The sequence below is a fragment of the Bacillus multifaciens genome, from assembly GCF_030756675.1.
Lineage (GTDB): Bacteria > Bacillota > Bacilli > Bacillales > Bacillaceae_G > Bacillus_A > Bacillus_A multifaciens.
The window spans coordinates 137,395-154,529 of the sequence record NZ_JAVBXD010000006.1 but is presented as its reverse complement, the minus strand read 5'-3'; the positions used below and the strand labels follow the sequence as shown (position 1 = coordinate 154,529).

Genomic DNA, 17,135 nt, shown 5'->3' with positions numbered 1-17,135 from the left:
GTTCAGTTTAGGAGGTTTTTTTACGTGCAAGATCATGAGTTGTATCTACACTAGAAGTATTTTTCCCTCGTAATAAACTAATACCATAGCCTAATACGGCTCCGATAAGTGCAGGCATAATCCATCCGAGTCCTGCATCATATAAAGGTAATAGGCGAGAGAATAAAGAATTGATTGCTTCAACTTTTAGATTTGCAGTATTTAGTCCATCAAAGAGACTGACAATAAAAGTGAACAGCAAACTCATTTGATATACTTCTGATCTTCCTTTAAAGAATCGGTGTAAAAACGTTAAGAAAATTAGCACGATCGCTAAAGGATAAATCGCTGTTAATACAGGTACTGATATGGTAATCAGCTCTGTTAAACCAAGGTTTGCAATAACAGCGCTGAAAGTAGCTAAAATAACAGCAAATGTTTTATATGAGATTTGTGGAAATACTTTATGGAAATAGGATGAACATGCTGTAGTAAGCCCAACACTTGTCGTTAAACAAGCTACAGTGATCATCATTCCTAATAATAAATTTCCTAAAGAACCGAAGTAGTAATTTGCTACTTTTGATAAAACTTCTCCACCATTTTCTAAATGCCCTAATTTAGAAACACTAGAAGCTCCCATAAATGCAAGTGCAGTGTAAACAGAAATTAATACGACTGCGGCAATAAGCGATGCTTTTATACAAACATTGATAACCACTTTTTTGTCACTTACACCTTTTGCTTTGATGGCATTAATAATGATAATACCAAATACGAAAGCTGCGAGAGTATCCATTGTTAAATAGCCTTGCTGAAAGCCTTTGAAGAAAGAGTTTGTAACAAATTCTTGTGTTGGTGCTTGAATCTCACCAATTGGCTTAATGACAGCAGTAACAACTAAAATACCGATAAATGATAATTTAATCGGAGTTAAAAACTTTCCGACAACATCAACAATCTTTGTTGGATTTAAAGAGAGTAAACAAGTAATGCCGAAAAATAGAATAGTGAAAATAATTAAAGGTAAATGACCGCTATTTTCTCCTACGAATGGTTTTACACCTATTTCAAATGACACGCTTCCTGCTCTCGGTAAAGCGAAAAGAGGGCCAATTGCTAAATACAGAATAAATGTATATACACTCGCAAACAATGGATGTACGCGACTTGCCATTGCTTGTAAGTCATCGCTACCAGAAACACCAAATGCTATTACACCAAGTAGTGGTACACCAACTCCTGTAATTAAAAATCCAGCGGTAGCAACCCATACGTTACTTCCTGCTGTTTGTCCTAACATAGCAGGGAAAATTAAATTACCTGCTCCAAAGAAAAGGGCAAAGAGCATAAGCCCAATCACAAAAACATGTGATGTTTGCACATTTTTTGACACGAAAAAACCTCCAAATTTAAATATTTTGAATTTTTTGTACAACAAATACATTGCAAAGTCAATTTTTGTCGAATTACTACGATAATAACAAAAATAAATTATTATGCAAGACAAAAATGAATTTTTCGTAAATTTATTTTTTCTATCATTTTCATTGTATAGAAAATTTAATTAATTTCACTTGTTAAGCGCTTTCTTTCTGTAGTGTATTACAAGATAGTTTATGATAAATGTTATTTTTGTATAACAAACAAAATAATAAATTAAATATTCATTTATTTCCCAATAATAACAAAATATTGATTCGAAAGTTTATCCTGTGATATTCTGTAAAAAGAACGAATGTTTGCAAGGGGGATGGTTATGGCTCAAACATCAATTGTTGAATATTGGGAGTATTATTCTAATCTTACTAATGGTTTATTGAATCACTTAAGTTCAGAAGATCTTTCTTTTCGGCCATATGAATATATGAAAACATTAGGGGAGGTGCTTCGCCATATTGCAGATGCACGTGAAATTTATCTGCGTGCGATGGTGAATAAAAGAGGGCCATCATGGCGAGAAAAACGGATGGATTCAGAAATGGCTGTAAATCTCGATAAGTTGAAAGCATATTATAGTGAATTAGAAAATGGTTACAAACTGTTGACTTCGGAGCAAATCGAGTGGGAAAGAACTGTGGTTTGGGAAGAAATGAATGATCCTAATATCGAAAAATGTTTCAATTGGCTGGTTCATTTTGAATGTACACATCAAGGGATAGTAAGTGTGTACTTAACTGGACTACACATTGATTATGATATCTCTAGCTAATGAAAAGGAGAGAAATAAAGATGAATCATTATGTTTGTATCACATGTGGTGTACAATACCCACTTAATGATGAACCACCCATAAACTGTCTAATTTGTAATGAAGAGCGTCAATATGTAAATCCGATGGGGCAAACATGGACAACGTTAGACAGTCTACAGCAAAGCAAAACGTATAAGAATGAGATTGTAAAAGAAGAAGAAAATTTATATAGCATCACAACAAAACCGAAGTTTGCAATTGGTCAAAATGCTTATTTAGTTCAAACAGATTCATATAATTTGTTATGGGATTGTGTTACATATATTGATGAAGAGACTGTAGAAAGAATAAATGAACTAGGGGGAATTCATGGAATTGCTTTATCACACCCGCATTATTATTCTACACAAGTAGAATGGGCAGAGCGATTTGATGTTCCTATTTACATTCATGAAGATGATAAGGAATGGGTAATACGTCCAAGTGAGCGTATCATATTTTGGTCTGGAGAATCATTACAACTTTCTGAGAAACTTACGCTGTATCGATTAGGTGGACATTTTAGCGGTGGTTCTGTTTTACATTGGAAAAGTGGGGATGAAGGAAGAGGAGTTCTATTAACTGGAGATATTATTCAAGTCGTTGCTGATTCAAGATGGGTAAGCTTTATGTACAGTTATCCGAATCTCATTCCATTACCTGCATGGAAAGTGAAAGAAATGGCAGAGAAAGTAAACAACTTGAAGTTTAATCGGTTGTATAATGCGTTTCATGGAATTGTGAAGGGAAGTGCAAATGAAGCTGTTCAGAAATCAGCGAAGAGGTATATTGAGGCACTTGAAGGAAAGTTACTTCATAAATAATATCATTACAAAGATAGGTTATAAATAGAAATGGTTGGTGGAGAATGTGAAAAGGTTAATTTGTTTTGGAGATAGTATAACAGCAGGAGAAATGTTTGAGAATAAGGCATTGCGGTTAACGCCTAGATTGCAAAACGCTTTCCCTGAATGGGAGATTTTGAATGCGGGTATCCCAGGTAATAACACGAATGATGCACTTAAAAGACTTGAAGAAGATGTATTATCTCATCAACCTAGTTTTGTAATTGTATTTTTTGGTGCGAATGATGCTGCATTTCATAAACAAATACCATTACAAGAATATAGAGGGAATTTACTAGAAATTGTGGAACGAATTTCACCATACAAAGTATTATTAATTAGCCCAGCTCCAATTGATGAGGAAAGGCAATATGCAAGAACAAATGCTGTTTTAAAACAATATGCAGAGGTTGTCTCAGATGTAGCAGCTCGAACTGGTAGCGATTTCCTCGATTTGTATACATCTTTCATCCAGCTACCAAATTATAAGCTTCTTTTAGAGAATGAAAAACAGGATGGACTACACTTTGGAGTACATGGATATGAATATTTAGCAGAAGTAATCATTGAAAAGATAAAAGAAATTAAGTGGTGAAGAAAAGAAAAAGTAAAGCGCAAAATTTATAAGACTTTGCGCTTTTAATACGTAAAACCGTTATTTCTTTTTCGGTCTTCGGACTAATTCACCACCACAATTTGGACAGACGTGATTTGTACTTTCTGTACAAGGTGAGCAAAAGGTACATTCATATACGCATATATATGCTTCTGAATCTCCTTGAAGAGCAGTATTACAAGTTTGACAGTTCGTTTTCATTTCTAGTGTCATGGGATTTTCTCCTTACATAGTGAAATAAGTTTTATAAGTATATGATAATATGAGATAGAGTTATTTTCCTTTCTGTTAATAATGCATTTTAAGACTTTTCTTTGTGTTTAAAACGAATTTATGAGAGGGACATTACAAATGAAAATAGATGTAATTGATGCGCAAATCTTACAATGTTTAAATCAAAATTCTCGTCTTTCCATTCGTGAACTATCTAAAAAAGTTAATTTGTCTGCGCCTTCCGTGGCTGAAAGAGTACGGAAGTTAGAGGATGAGGGGATTATTGAAGGGTATACGACAAAAATTAATTATGATAAGTTAGGTTTTAACATTCATGCTGTATTAGAAGTGAAAACAAAAAATGGACAGTGTGAAAGGTTTAGAGCATACATGAAAAATTATCCGAGGGCTGTTTTTTGTTATCGCGTAGCAGGGCCTACTAATTATATAGTGAAAATTTCTGTTCGAAGCTTTCAAGAAGTAGAAGCGTTTATCGATGATGTTTCAAAATTTGCTGAAACAGTTACACATGTTATTTTTTCAGAAGTAGGAATAGGTAATAATGTGTTAGACTATTATAGCCCAGTAGAGATGTAACGAATAAAATAAGCTATGAAAAAAACAAGGATGGCATTTACACCACCCTTGTTTTCTCTATTTATCATTGGTATATAGAATTGCACATTTATTGTGTGAAGATGTCTCTCTTTTATCAATTGTAACAATAAGAACACTCACTACAATGAGCATAGCTCCAATAAAAAACGTAATTTTCAACTCTTCATCCAGTAGTAACCATCCAAGAAATGATCCAACAAGAGGTTGAAAGAAGAAAAAGAGTGAGCCAATGCCTGCATCCATTAACTCCATACCTTTGTTCCACAGAAAAAATGCACCAGCAGTTGAAATGATGCCTAGGTAGAAAACTCCTAAGATTATCAATGCGTTAAGGTTTTGTATGCGGTATGTTTGTAAGTCCCATATCATACAAGGTGTAATAAACAAAATCGCAAACAATATTGCATACGTTGTAATGATTAAGGATGAAAAACGTTGCGAGGCAATTTTGACATAAATCGATAATAATGCCCACGTAATAGCAGCCCCTACTAAGATGATAGTTCCGGTGAAATACGTTCCAACTTTTATATCCCATCCGATAACGATGATAACACCTATTGTTGCTAGGAGTACGGAAATGAATTTGCGAATGGTAATACGCTCTTTTACTATTATTCTTGCAAAAATGATCATAAAGGCTGGTGTTGCAGATGTCACTAAGGATCCTGTATGAGCATCGGATAATTTTGTTCCAATGAATTGAAATGTAATGGAAACAAAATAACCGATAAATCCGATCCAAGCAAATAATAACCAATCCTTTTTCGTGATTGGAATCTTTGCTTTCTGTTTTCGCTGCGTGATTTTTAAAATGATAAACAAAATCGCAAAAGCGATGACGAAGCGTAACCAAACAAGCGTAAGTGGGGGAATAAACTCTAGTACGTATTTACTAACAACGTACATGCCTCCCCAGATGCTTGCAGCAAGCGATAAACAAAATGCACCGAGTAATGAATGTTTCATAATTATATGACCTCCGTCTATTTTTAGGAATACGTATCCTTAAGACGAAGCAATATTATTATGCCCGTCTTAGAGACGGATGACTGGTTGATCATTTTCGAATAAGTTGTTGTAATACATCGCGATTCTCCTTTCTATAAAGGGTTTTCTTTTATTTGGTGAATGGATAAGTTTAACCGGTAGTTACCAAACCTTAAAATTTCGTTTAATAAGTTATGTAAGTTTTCTTGGGAGTCTATTTGTACCTTGAGGAAATAACATCCTTCACCGCTAATTTTATGAGCTTCTACGATGGAATCTTCTTTTGTTATAAATGATGTGAATGTAGAGTGTTCATTTGTCTTCATAAAAACTGTGATGAAAGCAGTGTACTGCATGCCTAATTTCAAATGATCTACTAAAATGGTATACGCTTTTATTACTCCTGCATCCTCCATTTTTCGAATACGGTTGCAGGCGGCCTGTCCTGTCATATGAACGCTTTTTCCAATATCTTTCCACTGCATTCGTGAATTGGTCTTGAGTAAATCAAGAATTTTCAAATCTGTTGAATCAATCATGTTTCTAAACCCTTTCATGGTGAAATCATGTGACGTTAAAGTCTTTCATGGGAATGTTATAGCTAACTCGATAAAGCTCTATAATTAGATTATAACTTAATTTTCAAAATATTGGAGGGCTAATAATGAAAACAGGACTTGTATTAATTGATATTCAAAATGATTACTTTCCAGGTGGCAGATGTGAATTACATGAACCAATAAGAGCGGTTGAAAATGCAAGAAAAGTGTTAGATTTTTTTAGAAAAACGAACCTACCTGTATTTCATGTGCAACATATTTCAGTAAAAGAAGGGGCTACTTTTTTTCTTCCGAATACAGAAGGTGTAAAAATTCATCCTCGTGTAGCACCGTTTAAAAATGAATTTGTTGTACAAAAAAATTATCCAAACAGTTTTCTAAAAACAAAATTACTCGAATTACTTCAGCAAGAGGGAATTGATCACTTGGTGATATGCGGAATGATGACGCATATGTGTATTGATACAACAGTTCGAGCTGCTAGTGATTTAGAATTTAGATGTACAGTAATTGCAGATGCTTGTACGACAAAAAATCTTGTATTTAACAATGAACTGATTGAGGCTAAACATGTCCATGCGGCATTCATAAGCGCTTTAGATAATATGTTTGCGAACGTCAGAGAAACAAAAGAGTTTTTATCAAATAAAATGTATATAAATCAATTTTAATTTTTCGACATATAAGTTGCTGTTATGCAGACCGCAACACGACTTGTACTCGCTTGCTCCCTTTGTTTTAAAACATCGCATGTGGCAGGAAAAGGCTCTGACCACTTCTATGCACAGCCAGATGCTCTCGTCCTCCCCTAAAAAGAAAGAGGTTTTTATGTCGGTTTTTAATTTGGCTATATGTAGTAAGTAAAAGAAGCTATTCTACGGCATGTAGATTTGTAGCTTCTTTTACTTTTTGTGCGGAAGAAAGTGAATCTTAATATTTTTATAAATTGTTATCTCCAACTGTAACGTTTGACTGTACAGTTTATGTATTGTATGATTGTTTGTAACATATATTGGGGAGGGAAGGTCGTTGGGAAGGTGTACCGAATCGGACAGTTGGCTCACATGGCTCATGTTTCGAAACGAACGATTGATTATTATACGAATCTAGGTATTTTGAAAGCGGAGCGATCTCAATCAAATTATCGCTACTACGACGAAACAGCAATTGAAACATTACGTTTTATTGAGAGATGTAAAGAAATGCATATACCGCTTTCTGAAATTAAGGATAGGATCGAGGAGAAAAAAAAGCTGCTCGGTGTAAATGAAAACGTTTCGGAACAAGTAAATGATGTAACAGAGCGTATCCACCGTTTGGAGACGGAATTAGTAGAATTAAAACCGTTATTAGATGGGTTAACAGATTCACAACGCGAAAAACTAACGAAACATTTATCAACTCAAACGACAGCTTTAATACAATCTCTTATCTTACTATTATAGTAGGTAGAGCTATCCACCCTTTTAATTTCTGTATAGCGCTTTATTTTCTAAATTTAGAGAGTAAAAGAAAGCAATTATTCATACAGGAGGTGGACACCTTAGTTTTTGAACTAAGGGGGATTCTTTGGAAATATTTAATTTAGTTATGATTGCGATTTTAATCGCATTTACTGGATTTTTCGTGGCAGCAGAGTTTGCTATGGTAAAGGTACGTCCAAGCCGTATTGACCAACTTGTTGCAGAAGGTAAACGAGGTTCATTAGCAGCCAAAAAGGTAACAGCAAATTTAGATGAATATTTATCGGCGTGTCAGTTAGGGATAACCATCACAGCTCTTGCTCTCGGATCGCTTGGAGAGCCTACTGTTCATCGTTTATTACAGCCGTTATTTCAAGATCTACATTTTCCAGAAACAGTTGCGAATTCAATATCGTATATTCTTGCATTTGCAACGGTTACCTTTTTACATGTTGTTGTAGGTGAGCTAGCACCGAAAACATTAGCAATTCAAAAAGCAGAAACAATTACAATGATGTTTGCAGCACCGCTTATTATGTTTTACAAAATTATGTTCCCGTTTATTTGGATGTTAAATAAATCAGCGCGTCTTGTAACTGGTTTATTCGGATTAAAACCAGCTTCTGAGCATGAAGTAGCTCATTCGGAGGAGGAATTACGTTTAATTCTTTCAGAGAGCTATGAAAATGGGGAAATTAATCAAGCGGAGTATAAATATGTAAACAATATTTTTGAGTTTGATAATCGTATTGCAAAAGAGATTATGGTGCCGCGCACAGAAATCGTTGGTTTCTATCTTGAAGATTCAGTAGAAGATCATATGAAAGTTATCGGAAGTGAAAAGTATACACGTTACCCAATCTTTGGAGAAGATAAAGATGATATTATCGGTATGGTGAACGTAAAAGATTTCTTTATTCGCTATATGAAAAACGATAAAGAAGACCTACAATCTATTAAAACATTTATGCGTCCTATTATTGAAGTAATGGAGACAATTCCAATCCATGATTTGCTTCTACAAATGCAAAAGAAGAGGATTCCAATGGCTGTGTTATACGATGAATATGGCGGGACAGCGGGAATTGTGACGCTTGAAGATATATTAGAAGAAATTGTTGGCGAAATTCGTGATGAATATGATGAAGATGAGCATCCCCCAATTCATCATGTTGACGAGCATCATAAAATTGTTGACGGAAAAGTATTGATTAGTGAGATTCAAGATTTATTTGGATTACACATTGATGAAGTAGAAGTTGATACAATCGGCGGTTGGGTGATGACACAAAATCACGAAATTCAAGAAGGACAATTTGTTGAAACAGAAGGATATGAATTTAAAGTTTTAGAAAAAGATGCACATCAAATTAAGCGTATTGAAATTCGTAAAATGGATGTACAACAAGAGGAAGCAGCAACTGTATAGTTGCTGCTTCTTCTTATATTCATGTGAAAATGAAGACCAATATTTTACATTTTTATATTCATGATTATTCAGAATTATGTTAAAATGTAAAATGCATCTTTACAAACGAAAGGTGGATTCATGTGATATTTTCTTCTTTACCTGGTTGGTTTTGGGCAATTTATTATGGTTGCTTATTAATCGCATTCAGCCTTTCTTGTGTTTACTTCTCCCAGAAAAAGAAACAACGCACCAGTATGATAGGCAGTATCATCAATATTTGTTGTATTTTGTTTGTTCCAGTGTTCTCTGCTTTGAACAGTATTGCAAGAGAGGGAAATGAATGGGATCATTTTAAGTTGTCTTTTTCTCAAGGAGAAAGCTGGACGTTTTATACACTTGGTGGGCATATATATATTCTAGTTTGGACTTTGTTGCTGATATGGTTACTTTTTTGCCTTTTTAAACGGAAGATAATGAAAAGTTCTGTAAAAGAATAGCTTTTCTTCTGCATATTTGAGGATTTTTTAGTGGGTCTTTTTAAAGACTAGAGTGTTTTGGGTTAATGGTTTTAATTATATGAACTTTGTTGGAATGAAAGTTACGTCTTCAAAAATGAAAGGAAGATAGAGTATGAATAAACAGCAAATTATTGATGCATACGATATATTAGCTAGTCATTATGAACATAGTGTTGATTATGAGAGTCCGTATAATACAGATTATGAACGTCCGGCTATGATGGGTCAGTTTCCTAGTGATATGAAAGGAATGAATATACTCGATGCGGGTTGTGCCGCAGGATGGTATACAGAACAGTTTCTAAATAGGGCAGCAAAAGTGACCGCGATTGATGTTAGTAGTGAGATGGTTGCGGCTACAAAAAGAAGAATAGGGGAGAAAGCAGAGGTTTATCAACTAGATTTTGAAAATACGTTACCTTTTGCAGACAGTACATACGATTGTATTGTTAGTTCGTTAGCTCTTCACTATATTGCTGATTGGAACCACACATTTGCTGAATTTGCGAGAATATTAAAGCCAAATGGAACCTTTTTGTTCTCCGTTCATCATCCAACAATGGATATTCATTTATCAGAGAATAAACAATACTTTAACCGTGAATTTCTTCACGATAGATGGAAGAAAAGCGGTAAATATGTTGACATGTATTTTTACCGTCGGCCGTTGCAAGATATTATAAATGATACACTTCATCACTTCGAGATTGAAAAAATGATTGAACCGATCCCTACAGAAGAATTAAGAAAAAATCACCCATCATCTTATGAGAAGTTATTGAAACGACCAAGTTTTTTAATAATAAAGGCAAAGAAAAAAAGATTCTAAAATTGTAATATTAATCGCCGCGTAAGGTTCTACGAGGTTACATACTAAGTTTGTGTAGCAATGTTAATTGTAATATAAAATCAAAGTAATTTCAGGAGGAAAGTATGTATACATACATTTATATGGTAAGACATGGTGAATCGCCTAAAACAGAAGGTAACGAACGAACGCGTGGATTGACTGAGAAGGGGAAGCTTGATGCAAATAGAGTAACTGAATTATTGAAAGGTGAAGGAGTAGACACATTCATTTCCAGCCCATATAGCAGAGCAATGTTGACAATTGAGGAGTTAGCTCATTTTTATGAGAAAGAAATTTTAATAGACGAAAATCTTAGAGAATGTATGTTTACAAGTGATGACACGATAATGTCAGATAAGGAATTGTATCCACTTGTAAAGGAGATGTTTTCGAGTCCGCATTATTCATTACGTGGCGGGGAATCAAAAGCAGATTGTCAGAACCGTGCTGTGGCAGTATTGAAGGAAATATTAACAGATTTTAAAGGGCATAAAATTGTAATTGGAACTCATGGACTTGTTATGACTTTAATGATGGAATATTATGATAGTCAATATGGATATGAATTTTTAATGGAGACATCAAAACCAGATGTCTACAAGATGAAATTTAATGGTGAGCAATTAATTGATATAAAGAGATTATGGGCAGTATGATTTTGACTATTACTTAAAGAAGGCGAAGCTGAGCAGCTTCGCCTTTTCTTTTATAAATTTCGTGTTAGTTTGAATGGATTTTATCATGTTTCGCTCAGAACAATAATGGCAATACATTTATTACAGGTTCTTCATAAGGATGAATGCTTTTGATAATACTTAACACTTCTTCAATTTTCTCATACAAGCACTTAAATTCCATTTTATATTCAGTGCCAACGCATATTTCACCTGTAGTACCGTTAAAAGGTTGCGCTCCTTCTAATGGCCTCCAAGATCCTTTAACAAGTGAGTAAGAAATAACATGATCATACTTATATACTCTGTTTTATATGCAATAGATTTTCATTCGTTTTAACAGTTCGATATAAAAAATGAAGAAGTGAAAATCCAACAATGCCTAAAAGACCAAAAAGAATCCAAGGAAGATTCATATCTTGCCAATACTTCGTAAAAAAAGTTCCTGTATAGTTTCCAATCGTAAAGCCTAAGGCAAGTGATAGCTGGAAGAAACCAAAATAGGTTGCTGTGTATTGTTCGTTGCTAAAGTTTGCTACCGCAATATCGGCATTCGGTAATACAAGTGTTTCTCCAATCGTAAATAAAATGACACATACTAGCAGCCAATATGGATGAAAAGAAAATGGGATGAGAAGAAAAGATAGCCCCATTAGTAACACTCCATACTTTACAAGAGACAGCGCATGATATTTTTGGAAGAGATATTTAAATACAATCATAAATAAAAAACCTGTAATTGCGTTTACTGTAATGACGAGTCCTACTAAGTTTTGATCGTGGCTTATGTTATTCATATGAAGTGGTAATGCAACCGTAAGCTGTGTAAACATCGTATAAAAAAATACCATGATAAGTGAAAAAGATAAAAAGGTTTTGTCTTGTCCAGCTGCTTTTAATCCTGTTAAAAGTTGTGTTTCGTACACAGTAACATGAAAGTGAGATCTAAGAAGAAAGAATAGGAATGCTAAAACTAACATGAGTGATCCAGTAAATATAAATGGATACAAAGGATTCCATTGAAGCAATATACTCCCTGCGATTGGTCCAATAATGGCTCCACCGTTTAGAAAGAGGTTTAGGTATGTAAAGGTATCTTTTCTTATATGTGCTGGTTGAGAGCCAAAGACAGCACGTGCAGAAGGTTCATAGAAAGCTGTTCCAAATCCAATGAATATAGTTGCAAGCATAATGGCATGAAATCCAGAAAATATCCCTAATGAAAGAAAACCGATACCTCGTAAAATCATTCCAATTATCATCATAGTAATATAGCCAATCCGATCGGCAAGTATTCCAGTACATAACGGAAATATACGAGAGGTAATTGTAAGGGCTGTTAATATGGTACCAACTTGCATAGCAGAGAAATGTAAAGAATTAGATAAATAGATAGCTAAAAAAGCCATTACAGCAAAATGACCAAGTGTCATAAAAAAAGACGAAAATAATACAAAACGAATAGGTAATGAAAAAGACTTCAAAGTTTTCACCCTTTCTGTTAACCTTCTATTTATTTTAGTGGTTAACCTTTTTATGTTATGATTATACTGAAAATACGAAATAAAGTAAACTATGGAAAGTCGGTGGTGATTTTGAGTAACAACCAAATTGCGCCAGAGATGTTAGAAAGTATAAGAGCCTTTTTAAATACATGGAGAATTCCAAATGAAACGAGAGAACCAGTTGATTGTTTAGAATCGGAAGAAGATATATATCAGTTTATGATGGAGCAGTGGAATGAAGAGTTGCCTTTTGGCTCACTAGAAGAAGTAAAATTTTTTCGAGATACAATTCGTGAGGCAATGGAACAACAAAAGCCGTTAAAACCATTGTTTGAAAAATATCCATTGCAAGTAATGACGCTGGATGAAGCGGACGTCATTACATATAAAGCAATTGATGAGGAAAATTTATATACATTTTTATTGCGGATTATTATTTCTGCGATTACAAACAAACAGTGGGGAAGATTGAAAGCTTGTCCAGATTGTAAATGGGTATTTTACGATCAATCCCGTAACAGTAGTAAACGTTGGTGCGGTATGTATGCTGAAGGAGAAGGGGGACGAGCTTGCGGAACAATTGCAAAAGTAAAAAGGCACCGAGCAAAGAGAAAAGCGAGTTCAAGTTATATAAAATAGCGGAAGCTTTGCAGTTATGCAATGCTTCCGCTATTTTCTTACTTTTTACACTGAACAATATGCTGCATAACATATTTATGTTGAATGCAACTTGCTGTTTTAGCTGTATAATACGGACGTTGTTGTTCTAATTTTACTCTTTGCTCCATTGTTTTCTTTTCATGGTCGGATATACGTAACATGAAAATCATCTCCTTTTATCTAACAATATATTTGAAGTACACAAGAAACATACTGTTAGAGTTAAGGAGGAATGCTTTGTAGCATAAGTAAAAAGCACCTTCCTCTCTCAATGAGCTTACGAGGTTAGCTGTCGGACTCGGAATGTGAGAGTATCCCTACTAAAAAGATTCGCCCCAAGTGGCATATGCCACAGAAATGGTTCCCCCGCTCCAAAATTTGGATTCAGCAAAAGGTTATATACAAATAAAATTAACATATTTATCCAAGTTAATCAATCTATTTTAGCTTTTTTAGTTGTACAAGAACGAGACCGTCTGGTAATGTAATTTCTTTTGTTTCTATAAAATTATGTTTCTTATATAAAGAAAGAGCAGGCGTGTTTTTTTTACCAGTTTGTACAATATAGTTTGTTGTTTCTTCATGTAGTTGAAAAAGGTGTTGCAGTAGTGCAGTTGCAATTCCTCTATGAAAATATGTAGGAGAAACAACGAGGCGATGTATATCAACAATAGCATCCTCATATAGAAACGAAATAAACCCAGCTAACGTATTATCATTGAAATATCCATAAAAGATTTCTTTACAATTTTGAATATCAGTAATTGTGTCATACAATCGCGGAATTGAATTGTTTTGAAGGTACTGTGCTTCAATTTTATATGCGGGAATTTGAACTTCTAAAATTTCCGCAGCTTCTTCAATAGAAGAAGCTGATAGTTTTCGAATCATATAAAGTCCTCCTTTTCTGAAAAGCGTGAGAATATAAAATTCTCACGCTTTCGTATCATTATTTTACATTTTCACAAGTAATTGATTGGCATATCGACGTGCCCATTGATCAGCTGCTAATACTTCTTCTAATGTAGGATTCGCAGTATTATGATGAGCTTCTAGGGCAGAATAGATTGTGTTTTCAATGTCAAAAAATGAAATTTTATCTTGTAAATATAATGCATTCGCAATTTCATTCGCAGCATTTAATACAGCTGGAGTTGTCCCCCCGATTTTCCCAGATTCATAAGCATAGTGTAGGCAAGGGAATTTCTCTAAATCAGGTTTTTCAAAATGCAAGCTACCAACCTCTAATAAATTTAATTTTTTAAAAGAAGATGCTAAACGTGATGGATAGTGGAATGCATATTGAATCGGCATACGCATATCAGATGCCCCAAGCTGAGCCATAATAGAGCCATCTACAAACTCTACAAGAGAGTGAATAATGCTTTCTTTATGAATCATAACATCGATTTTGTCATAGGGAACGTCAAATAACCAACGTGCTTCCATTACTTCAAATCCTTTATTTAGTAATGTTGCACAATCAATTGTTAATTTTGCTCCCATTAGCCAGTTTGGATGTTTTAGCGCATCTTTCGCTTTGAGAAGTTTCATTTCTTCACGTGTTTTATCTCTAAATGCACCGCCAGAGGCTGTTACAATTAACTTTTCAATTTCTTTATTATTTTCACCATTTAGGCATTGGAAAATAGCAGAATGCTCACTATCTACGGGAATAAGGCGGCAATCATTTTTCTTTGCTAATTCTGTAACAATATGACCGGCTGCCACTAATGTTTCTTTATTAGCGATAGCGATGTCTTTTTTCGCTTTTAAGGCCTCGATTGTTGGAAGCAGTCCTGCTACACCAACGACGGAAGTTAAGACAAGATTACTATCAGGGTGCGTAGCAACTTCAATTAAGCCGTCTTCTCCGTATACAATTTTTGTTCTAGTAGAAATACGTGAGCGCAATGTATTTGCTAATTCTTTCGTACCAACGCTGACAATTCGTGGCTGAAATGTTTGGATTTGTTGTTCTAGCATATCAATATTTTCATTTGCAGTTAAACCAATAATTTGAAAATGTTCTGGGTGAGCAGCGACTACATCTAAAGCAGATGTCCCAATCGAACCAGTTGATCCCAAAATTGAAATATATTTCACCATAATAAATCCTCCATAGTTGAATGAATCTTTTTCGTAAACTTATATGTAATTAGCTAAAAAAAGGAAAATTCCTGCTTGATAAGACAGAAAGTTCCCTTTTATCTAAAAAAACATCATGGTATAATAAGGAAAAATTAAAGAAAAAGCGATGAAAGAGAAGAGTACATATTTGGAACTTCACAGAGAACTGATGGTTGGTGGGAATCAGTAAGGGAAAAATGTGGAATGGGCTCTGGAGCTGCAAGCTGAATTGAGTAGGCTTTGACGGTTGTTTCGACGTTACTCGAATCATAAAGAGAGCTATGAAATTGTAGCTAATAAAGGTGGTACCACGGGAGTCCCTCGTCCTTTTTAGGATTGAGGGGCTTTTTTATTTGTAAAAGGAGGAGTAGTTGTGAATAAAAAAGTTATGTTAACAGGAATTAAACCAACTGGACATCCGCATCTCGGAAACTATATTGGAGCAATTAAACCAGCCTTGCAGCTTTCAAAACAAAGAGAAGGAGAGGCGTTATATTTTATTGCCGATTATCATGCCTTGAATGCCGTACAAGATCCAAAGAAATTTCGTGAATATACGAAAGAAGTAGCGGCAACGTGGTTATCATTAGGGTTAGATGAGCATGTAATCTTTTATCGCCAATCAGATGTACCAGAGATCTTAGAGTTATACTGGATTTTAGCTTGCCTTACTCCGAAAGGCTTAATGAACCGTGCTCATGCATATAAAGCAAAGGTTGAACAAAATTTAGAAGCAGGAGTAGATGTAGATACTGGTGTAAACATGGGATTATATACGTATCCTATTTTAATGGCTGCTGATATTTTGTTATTCCAATCAAACTATGTTCCAGTTGGAAAAGATCAAATTCAGCATGTAGAAATTGCTAGGGATATTGCTTCGTATTTTAATAACACATTTGGAGGAATCTTTGTATTACCTGAGTATATCATACAAGAAGAAGGAGCGATTGTGCCCGGCCTCGATGGACGAAAAATGAGTAAAAGCTATGGAAATGTCATTCCGTTATTTGAAGAACCAGAAAAGCTGAAAAAACTGATTTTTAAAATCAAAACAGATTCTTCCTTACCAAGTGAACCGAAAGAACTTGAAACATTATTTATGTTGTATAAAGAATTTGCGATAGCTGAGGAAGTCGCAATCATGAAAGAGCAATACGCAACAGGTATCGGCTGGGGGGATGTGAAAAAAGAGTTATTCCGCGTCATCAATCGTGAGTTAGAAGAGCCAAGAAAGAAATATGAGATGTATATGAATGAGCCGTATTTACTTCAAGAAGCAATAGAAAAAGGAGTAGAGAGGGCAAGGGCAATTGCGAGGGTGAATTTAGCAGAAATAAAAAAACGGATTGGGTGTTAATGTAAAAACCACCCAATAGATTTGTTTCATTTATGTGTGAAGGACGTTTATGAACTGCACCCAAGTGAGCATTTCAGGTTAGAACAAATGGTAAGAAACGTGTTTGCAAGGGGGAAGAAGTATATTGGCACAAGTTGAGCTGATAGAATTAGACGAAGGGTGTTATTGTCTTCGTAGCAAACCAAATTCAACAGGTTACATAAACAAAAACAATTGGCTTATGCTCAGCTAGATAAAAATTTCTTGTTTCACATTTGGGAAATTGATGACAACATAGATATTAAATTTATTGATAAAAATAATAAATTTTTAACACATGTTCCTGTTGGACTATTTCTTAGTAAACTTCCTAGCGAAAAAGATCAAATGAATTTTAGAAGAGAGTATAGAAATATATCAGGATTGGTATTATTAGAACTATCGATACGTGAGGAATCAATTTATGTAAGAGAAATGAAAAAGAAGAAGTTTCTGCATTTAGATACTTAGAAGAAACTTTTTCACGAGACT

The 17,135-nt window shown here is 34.6% G+C and carries 21 protein-coding genes, 1 riboswitch and 1 other annotated feature; of the genes, 12 read left to right on the top strand and 9 right to left on the bottom strand.

Annotated features, from left to right (window positions below; genetic code table 11):
* Window positions 1–7: 7 nt before the first annotated feature.
* Window positions 8–1,375 carry a branched-chain amino acid transport system II carrier protein gene (gene brnQ, locus Q9306_RS06605; RefSeq protein WP_306196506.1) on the bottom strand — a complete coding sequence of 456 codons (1,368 nt, stop codon included), beginning with the start codon at window positions 1,373–1,375 and terminating at the stop codon, window positions 8–10.
* Window positions 1,376–1,738: 363 nt separating this feature from the next.
* Between brnQ and Q9306_RS06600 the strand changes: the two genes are divergently transcribed.
* From Q9306_RS06600 to Q9306_RS06590, 3 genes are read left to right on the top strand one after another with little or no spacing between them, the layout of a single operon-like run.
* The gene (locus tag Q9306_RS06600; RefSeq protein ID WP_306196504.1) at window positions 1,739–2,191 is read left to right on the top strand and encodes a DinB family protein; all 453 of its coding nucleotides are present in this window, start codon (window positions 1,739–1,741) and stop codon (window positions 2,189–2,191) included.
* Window positions 2,192–2,211: 20 nt separating this feature from the next.
* On the top strand, window positions 2,212–3,036 hold the full coding sequence (locus Q9306_RS06595) for an MBL fold metallo-hydrolase (RefSeq protein WP_306196502.1): 825 nt from the start codon (window positions 2,212–2,214) through the stop codon (window positions 3,034–3,036).
* Between the two features lie 46 nt (window positions 3,037–3,082).
* Window positions 3,083–3,652 carry an SGNH/GDSL hydrolase family protein gene (locus Q9306_RS06590; protein ID WP_306196500.1) on the top strand — a complete coding sequence of 190 codons (570 nt, stop codon included), beginning with the start codon at window positions 3,083–3,085 and terminating at the stop codon, window positions 3,650–3,652.
* A 60-nt stretch (window positions 3,653–3,712) separates the two neighbouring features.
* Here the strand turns inward: Q9306_RS06590 and Q9306_RS06585 are convergent, their stop codons facing one another.
* Entirely contained in the window at window positions 3,713–3,886 is a 174-nt protein-coding gene (locus Q9306_RS06585; RefSeq protein ID WP_306196498.1) for a DUF1272 domain-containing protein, read from the bottom strand.
* Window positions 3,887–4,024: 138 nt separating this feature from the next.
* Here Q9306_RS06585 and Q9306_RS06580 point away from each other — a divergent pair, with 138 nt between their 5' ends.
* Complete coding sequence (locus tag Q9306_RS06580; protein WP_306196497.1) at window positions 4,025–4,483, top strand: Lrp/AsnC family transcriptional regulator; 459 nt, start codon at window positions 4,025–4,027, stop codon at window positions 4,481–4,483.
* Window positions 4,484–4,540: 57 nt separating this feature from the next.
* Here the strand turns inward: Q9306_RS06580 and Q9306_RS06575 are convergent, their stop codons facing one another.
* Together Q9306_RS06575 and Q9306_RS06570 are read right to left on the bottom strand one after the other, a co-directional pair.
* The gene (locus tag Q9306_RS06575; protein WP_306196495.1) at window positions 4,541–5,473 is read right to left on the bottom strand and encodes a DMT family transporter; all 933 of its coding nucleotides are present in this window, start codon (window positions 5,471–5,473) and stop codon (window positions 4,541–4,543) included.
* 134 nt (window positions 5,474–5,607) lie between these two features.
* The gene (locus tag Q9306_RS06570) at window positions 5,608–6,051 is read right to left on the bottom strand and encodes an Lrp/AsnC family transcriptional regulator (RefSeq protein ID WP_306196493.1); all 444 of its coding nucleotides are present in this window, start codon (window positions 6,049–6,051) and stop codon (window positions 5,608–5,610) included.
* A 107-nt stretch (window positions 6,052–6,158) separates the two neighbouring features.
* Between Q9306_RS06570 and Q9306_RS06565 the strand changes: the two genes are divergently transcribed.
* From Q9306_RS06565 to Q9306_RS06540, 6 genes are all read left to right on the top strand, one after another.
* Entirely contained in the window at window positions 6,159–6,725 is a 567-nt protein-coding gene (locus Q9306_RS06565) for a cysteine hydrolase family protein (protein ID WP_306196492.1), read from the top strand.
* Between the two features lie 366 nt (window positions 6,726–7,091).
* Window positions 7,092–7,499: a MerR family transcriptional regulator gene (locus Q9306_RS06560; protein ID WP_242222425.1), complete on the top strand. Its 408-nt coding sequence runs from the start codon at window positions 7,092–7,094 to the stop codon at window positions 7,497–7,499.
* Between the two features lie 124 nt (window positions 7,500–7,623).
* Complete coding sequence (locus tag Q9306_RS06555; protein WP_306196489.1) at window positions 7,624–8,946, top strand: hemolysin family protein; 1,323 nt, start codon at window positions 7,624–7,626, stop codon at window positions 8,944–8,946.
* A gap of 122 nt (window positions 8,947–9,068) precedes the next feature.
* The gene (locus Q9306_RS06550; RefSeq protein WP_306196487.1) at window positions 9,069–9,425 is read left to right on the top strand and encodes a hypothetical protein; all 357 of its coding nucleotides are present in this window, start codon (window positions 9,069–9,071) and stop codon (window positions 9,423–9,425) included.
* 133 nt (window positions 9,426–9,558) lie between these two features.
* Complete coding sequence (locus Q9306_RS06545; protein ID WP_306196486.1) at window positions 9,559–10,275, top strand: class I SAM-dependent methyltransferase; 717 nt, start codon at window positions 9,559–9,561, stop codon at window positions 10,273–10,275.
* 104 nt (window positions 10,276–10,379) lie between these two features.
* The gene (locus Q9306_RS06540) at window positions 10,380–10,952 is read left to right on the top strand and encodes a histidine phosphatase family protein (protein ID WP_306196484.1); all 573 of its coding nucleotides are present in this window, start codon (window positions 10,380–10,382) and stop codon (window positions 10,950–10,952) included.
* 94 nt (window positions 10,953–11,046) lie between these two features.
* Here the strand turns inward: Q9306_RS06540 and cutA are convergent, their stop codons facing one another.
* Together cutA and Q9306_RS06530 are read right to left on the bottom strand one after the other, a co-directional pair.
* Window positions 11,047–11,178 (bottom strand): divalent cation tolerance protein CutA, encoded by a 132-nt coding sequence (gene cutA, locus Q9306_RS06535; protein ID WP_306196553.1) that lies wholly within the window; start codon window positions 11,176–11,178, stop codon window positions 11,047–11,049.
* Between the two features lie 88 nt (window positions 11,179–11,266).
* Entirely contained in the window at window positions 11,267–12,454 is a 1,188-nt protein-coding gene (locus Q9306_RS06530; RefSeq protein ID WP_306196482.1) for an MDR family MFS transporter, read from the bottom strand.
* A 138-nt stretch (window positions 12,455–12,592) separates the two neighbouring features.
* Between Q9306_RS06530 and Q9306_RS06525 the strand changes: the two genes are divergently transcribed.
* Entirely contained in the window at window positions 12,593–13,114 is a 522-nt protein-coding gene (locus Q9306_RS06525) for a CGNR zinc finger domain-containing protein (RefSeq protein ID WP_306196551.1), read from the top strand.
* 38 nt (window positions 13,115–13,152) lie between these two features.
* Here Q9306_RS06525 and Q9306_RS06520 read toward each other — a convergent pair whose 3' ends face one another.
* From Q9306_RS06520 to Q9306_RS06510, 3 genes are all read right to left on the bottom strand, one after another.
* Window positions 13,153–13,296: a hypothetical protein gene (locus Q9306_RS06520; RefSeq protein WP_306196480.1), complete on the bottom strand. Its 144-nt coding sequence runs from the start codon at window positions 13,294–13,296 to the stop codon at window positions 13,153–13,155.
* Window positions 13,297–13,393: 97 nt separating this feature from the next.
* A riboswitch (cyclic di-AMP (ydaO/yuaA leader) is annotated at window positions 13,394–13,535 on the bottom strand.
* Between the two features lie 38 nt (window positions 13,536–13,573).
* On the bottom strand, window positions 13,574–14,026 hold the full coding sequence (locus tag Q9306_RS06515; RefSeq protein WP_306196479.1) for a GNAT family N-acetyltransferase: 453 nt from the start codon (window positions 14,024–14,026) through the stop codon (window positions 13,574–13,576).
* Window positions 14,027–14,089: 63 nt separating this feature from the next.
* Entirely contained in the window at window positions 14,090–15,244 is a 1,155-nt protein-coding gene (locus Q9306_RS06510) for a 1-deoxy-D-xylulose-5-phosphate reductoisomerase (RefSeq protein ID WP_306196476.1), read from the bottom strand.
* A 139-nt stretch (window positions 15,245–15,383) separates the two neighbouring features.
* Window positions 15,384–15,597 (top strand) — a binding site (T-box leader).
* A 41-nt stretch (window positions 15,598–15,638) separates the two neighbouring features.
* On the opposite strand from Q9306_RS06510, the gene Q9306_RS06505 reads away from it, so the two are divergent.
* Window positions 15,639–16,625 (top strand): tryptophan--tRNA ligase, encoded by a 987-nt coding sequence (locus tag Q9306_RS06505; RefSeq protein ID WP_306196475.1) that lies wholly within the window; start codon window positions 15,639–15,641, stop codon window positions 16,623–16,625.
* The last annotated feature ends 510 nt before the right edge of the window (window positions 16,626–17,135 follow it).

Bases quoted from the DNA above. Each gene is read 5' to 3' on its own strand.
- Q9306_RS06600 (WP_306196504.1), top strand. From the start codon at position 1,739: ATGGCTCAAACATCAATTGTTGAATATTGGGAGTATTATTCTAATCTT.
- Q9306_RS06595 (WP_306196502.1), top strand. From the start codon at position 2,212: ATGAATCATTATGTTTGTATCACATGTGGTGTACAATACCCACTTAAT.
- Q9306_RS06585 (WP_306196498.1), bottom strand. From the start codon at position 3,886: ATGACACTAGAAATGAAAACGAACTGTCAAACTTGTAATACTGCTCTT.
- Q9306_RS06580 (WP_306196497.1), top strand. From the start codon at position 4,025: ATGAAAATAGATGTAATTGATGCGCAAATCTTACAATGTTTAAATCAA.
- Q9306_RS06575 (WP_306196495.1), bottom strand. From the start codon at position 5,473: ATGAAACATTCATTACTCGGTGCATTTTGTTTATCGCTTGCTGCAAGC.
- Q9306_RS06570 (WP_306196493.1), bottom strand. From the start codon at position 6,051: ATGAAAGGGTTTAGAAACATGATTGATTCAACAGATTTGAAAATTCTT.
- Q9306_RS06565 (WP_306196492.1), top strand. From the start codon at position 6,159: ATGAAAACAGGACTTGTATTAATTGATATTCAAAATGATTACTTTCCA.
- Q9306_RS06545 (WP_306196486.1), top strand. From the start codon at position 9,559: ATGAATAAACAGCAAATTATTGATGCATACGATATATTAGCTAGTCAT.
- Q9306_RS06540 (WP_306196484.1), top strand. From the start codon at position 10,380: ATGTATACATACATTTATATGGTAAGACATGGTGAATCGCCTAAAACA.
- Q9306_RS06525 (WP_306196551.1), top strand. From the start codon at position 12,593: ATGTTAGAAAGTATAAGAGCCTTTTTAAATACATGGAGAATTCCAAAT.
- Q9306_RS06520 (WP_306196480.1), bottom strand. From the start codon at position 13,296: ATGTTACGTATATCCGACCATGAAAAGAAAACAATGGAGCAAAGAGTA.
- Q9306_RS06515 (WP_306196479.1), bottom strand. From the start codon at position 14,026: ATGATTCGAAAACTATCAGCTTCTTCTATTGAAGAAGCTGCGGAAATT.
- Q9306_RS06510 (WP_306196476.1), bottom strand. From the start codon at position 15,244: ATGGTGAAATATATTTCAATTTTGGGATCAACTGGTTCGATTGGGACA.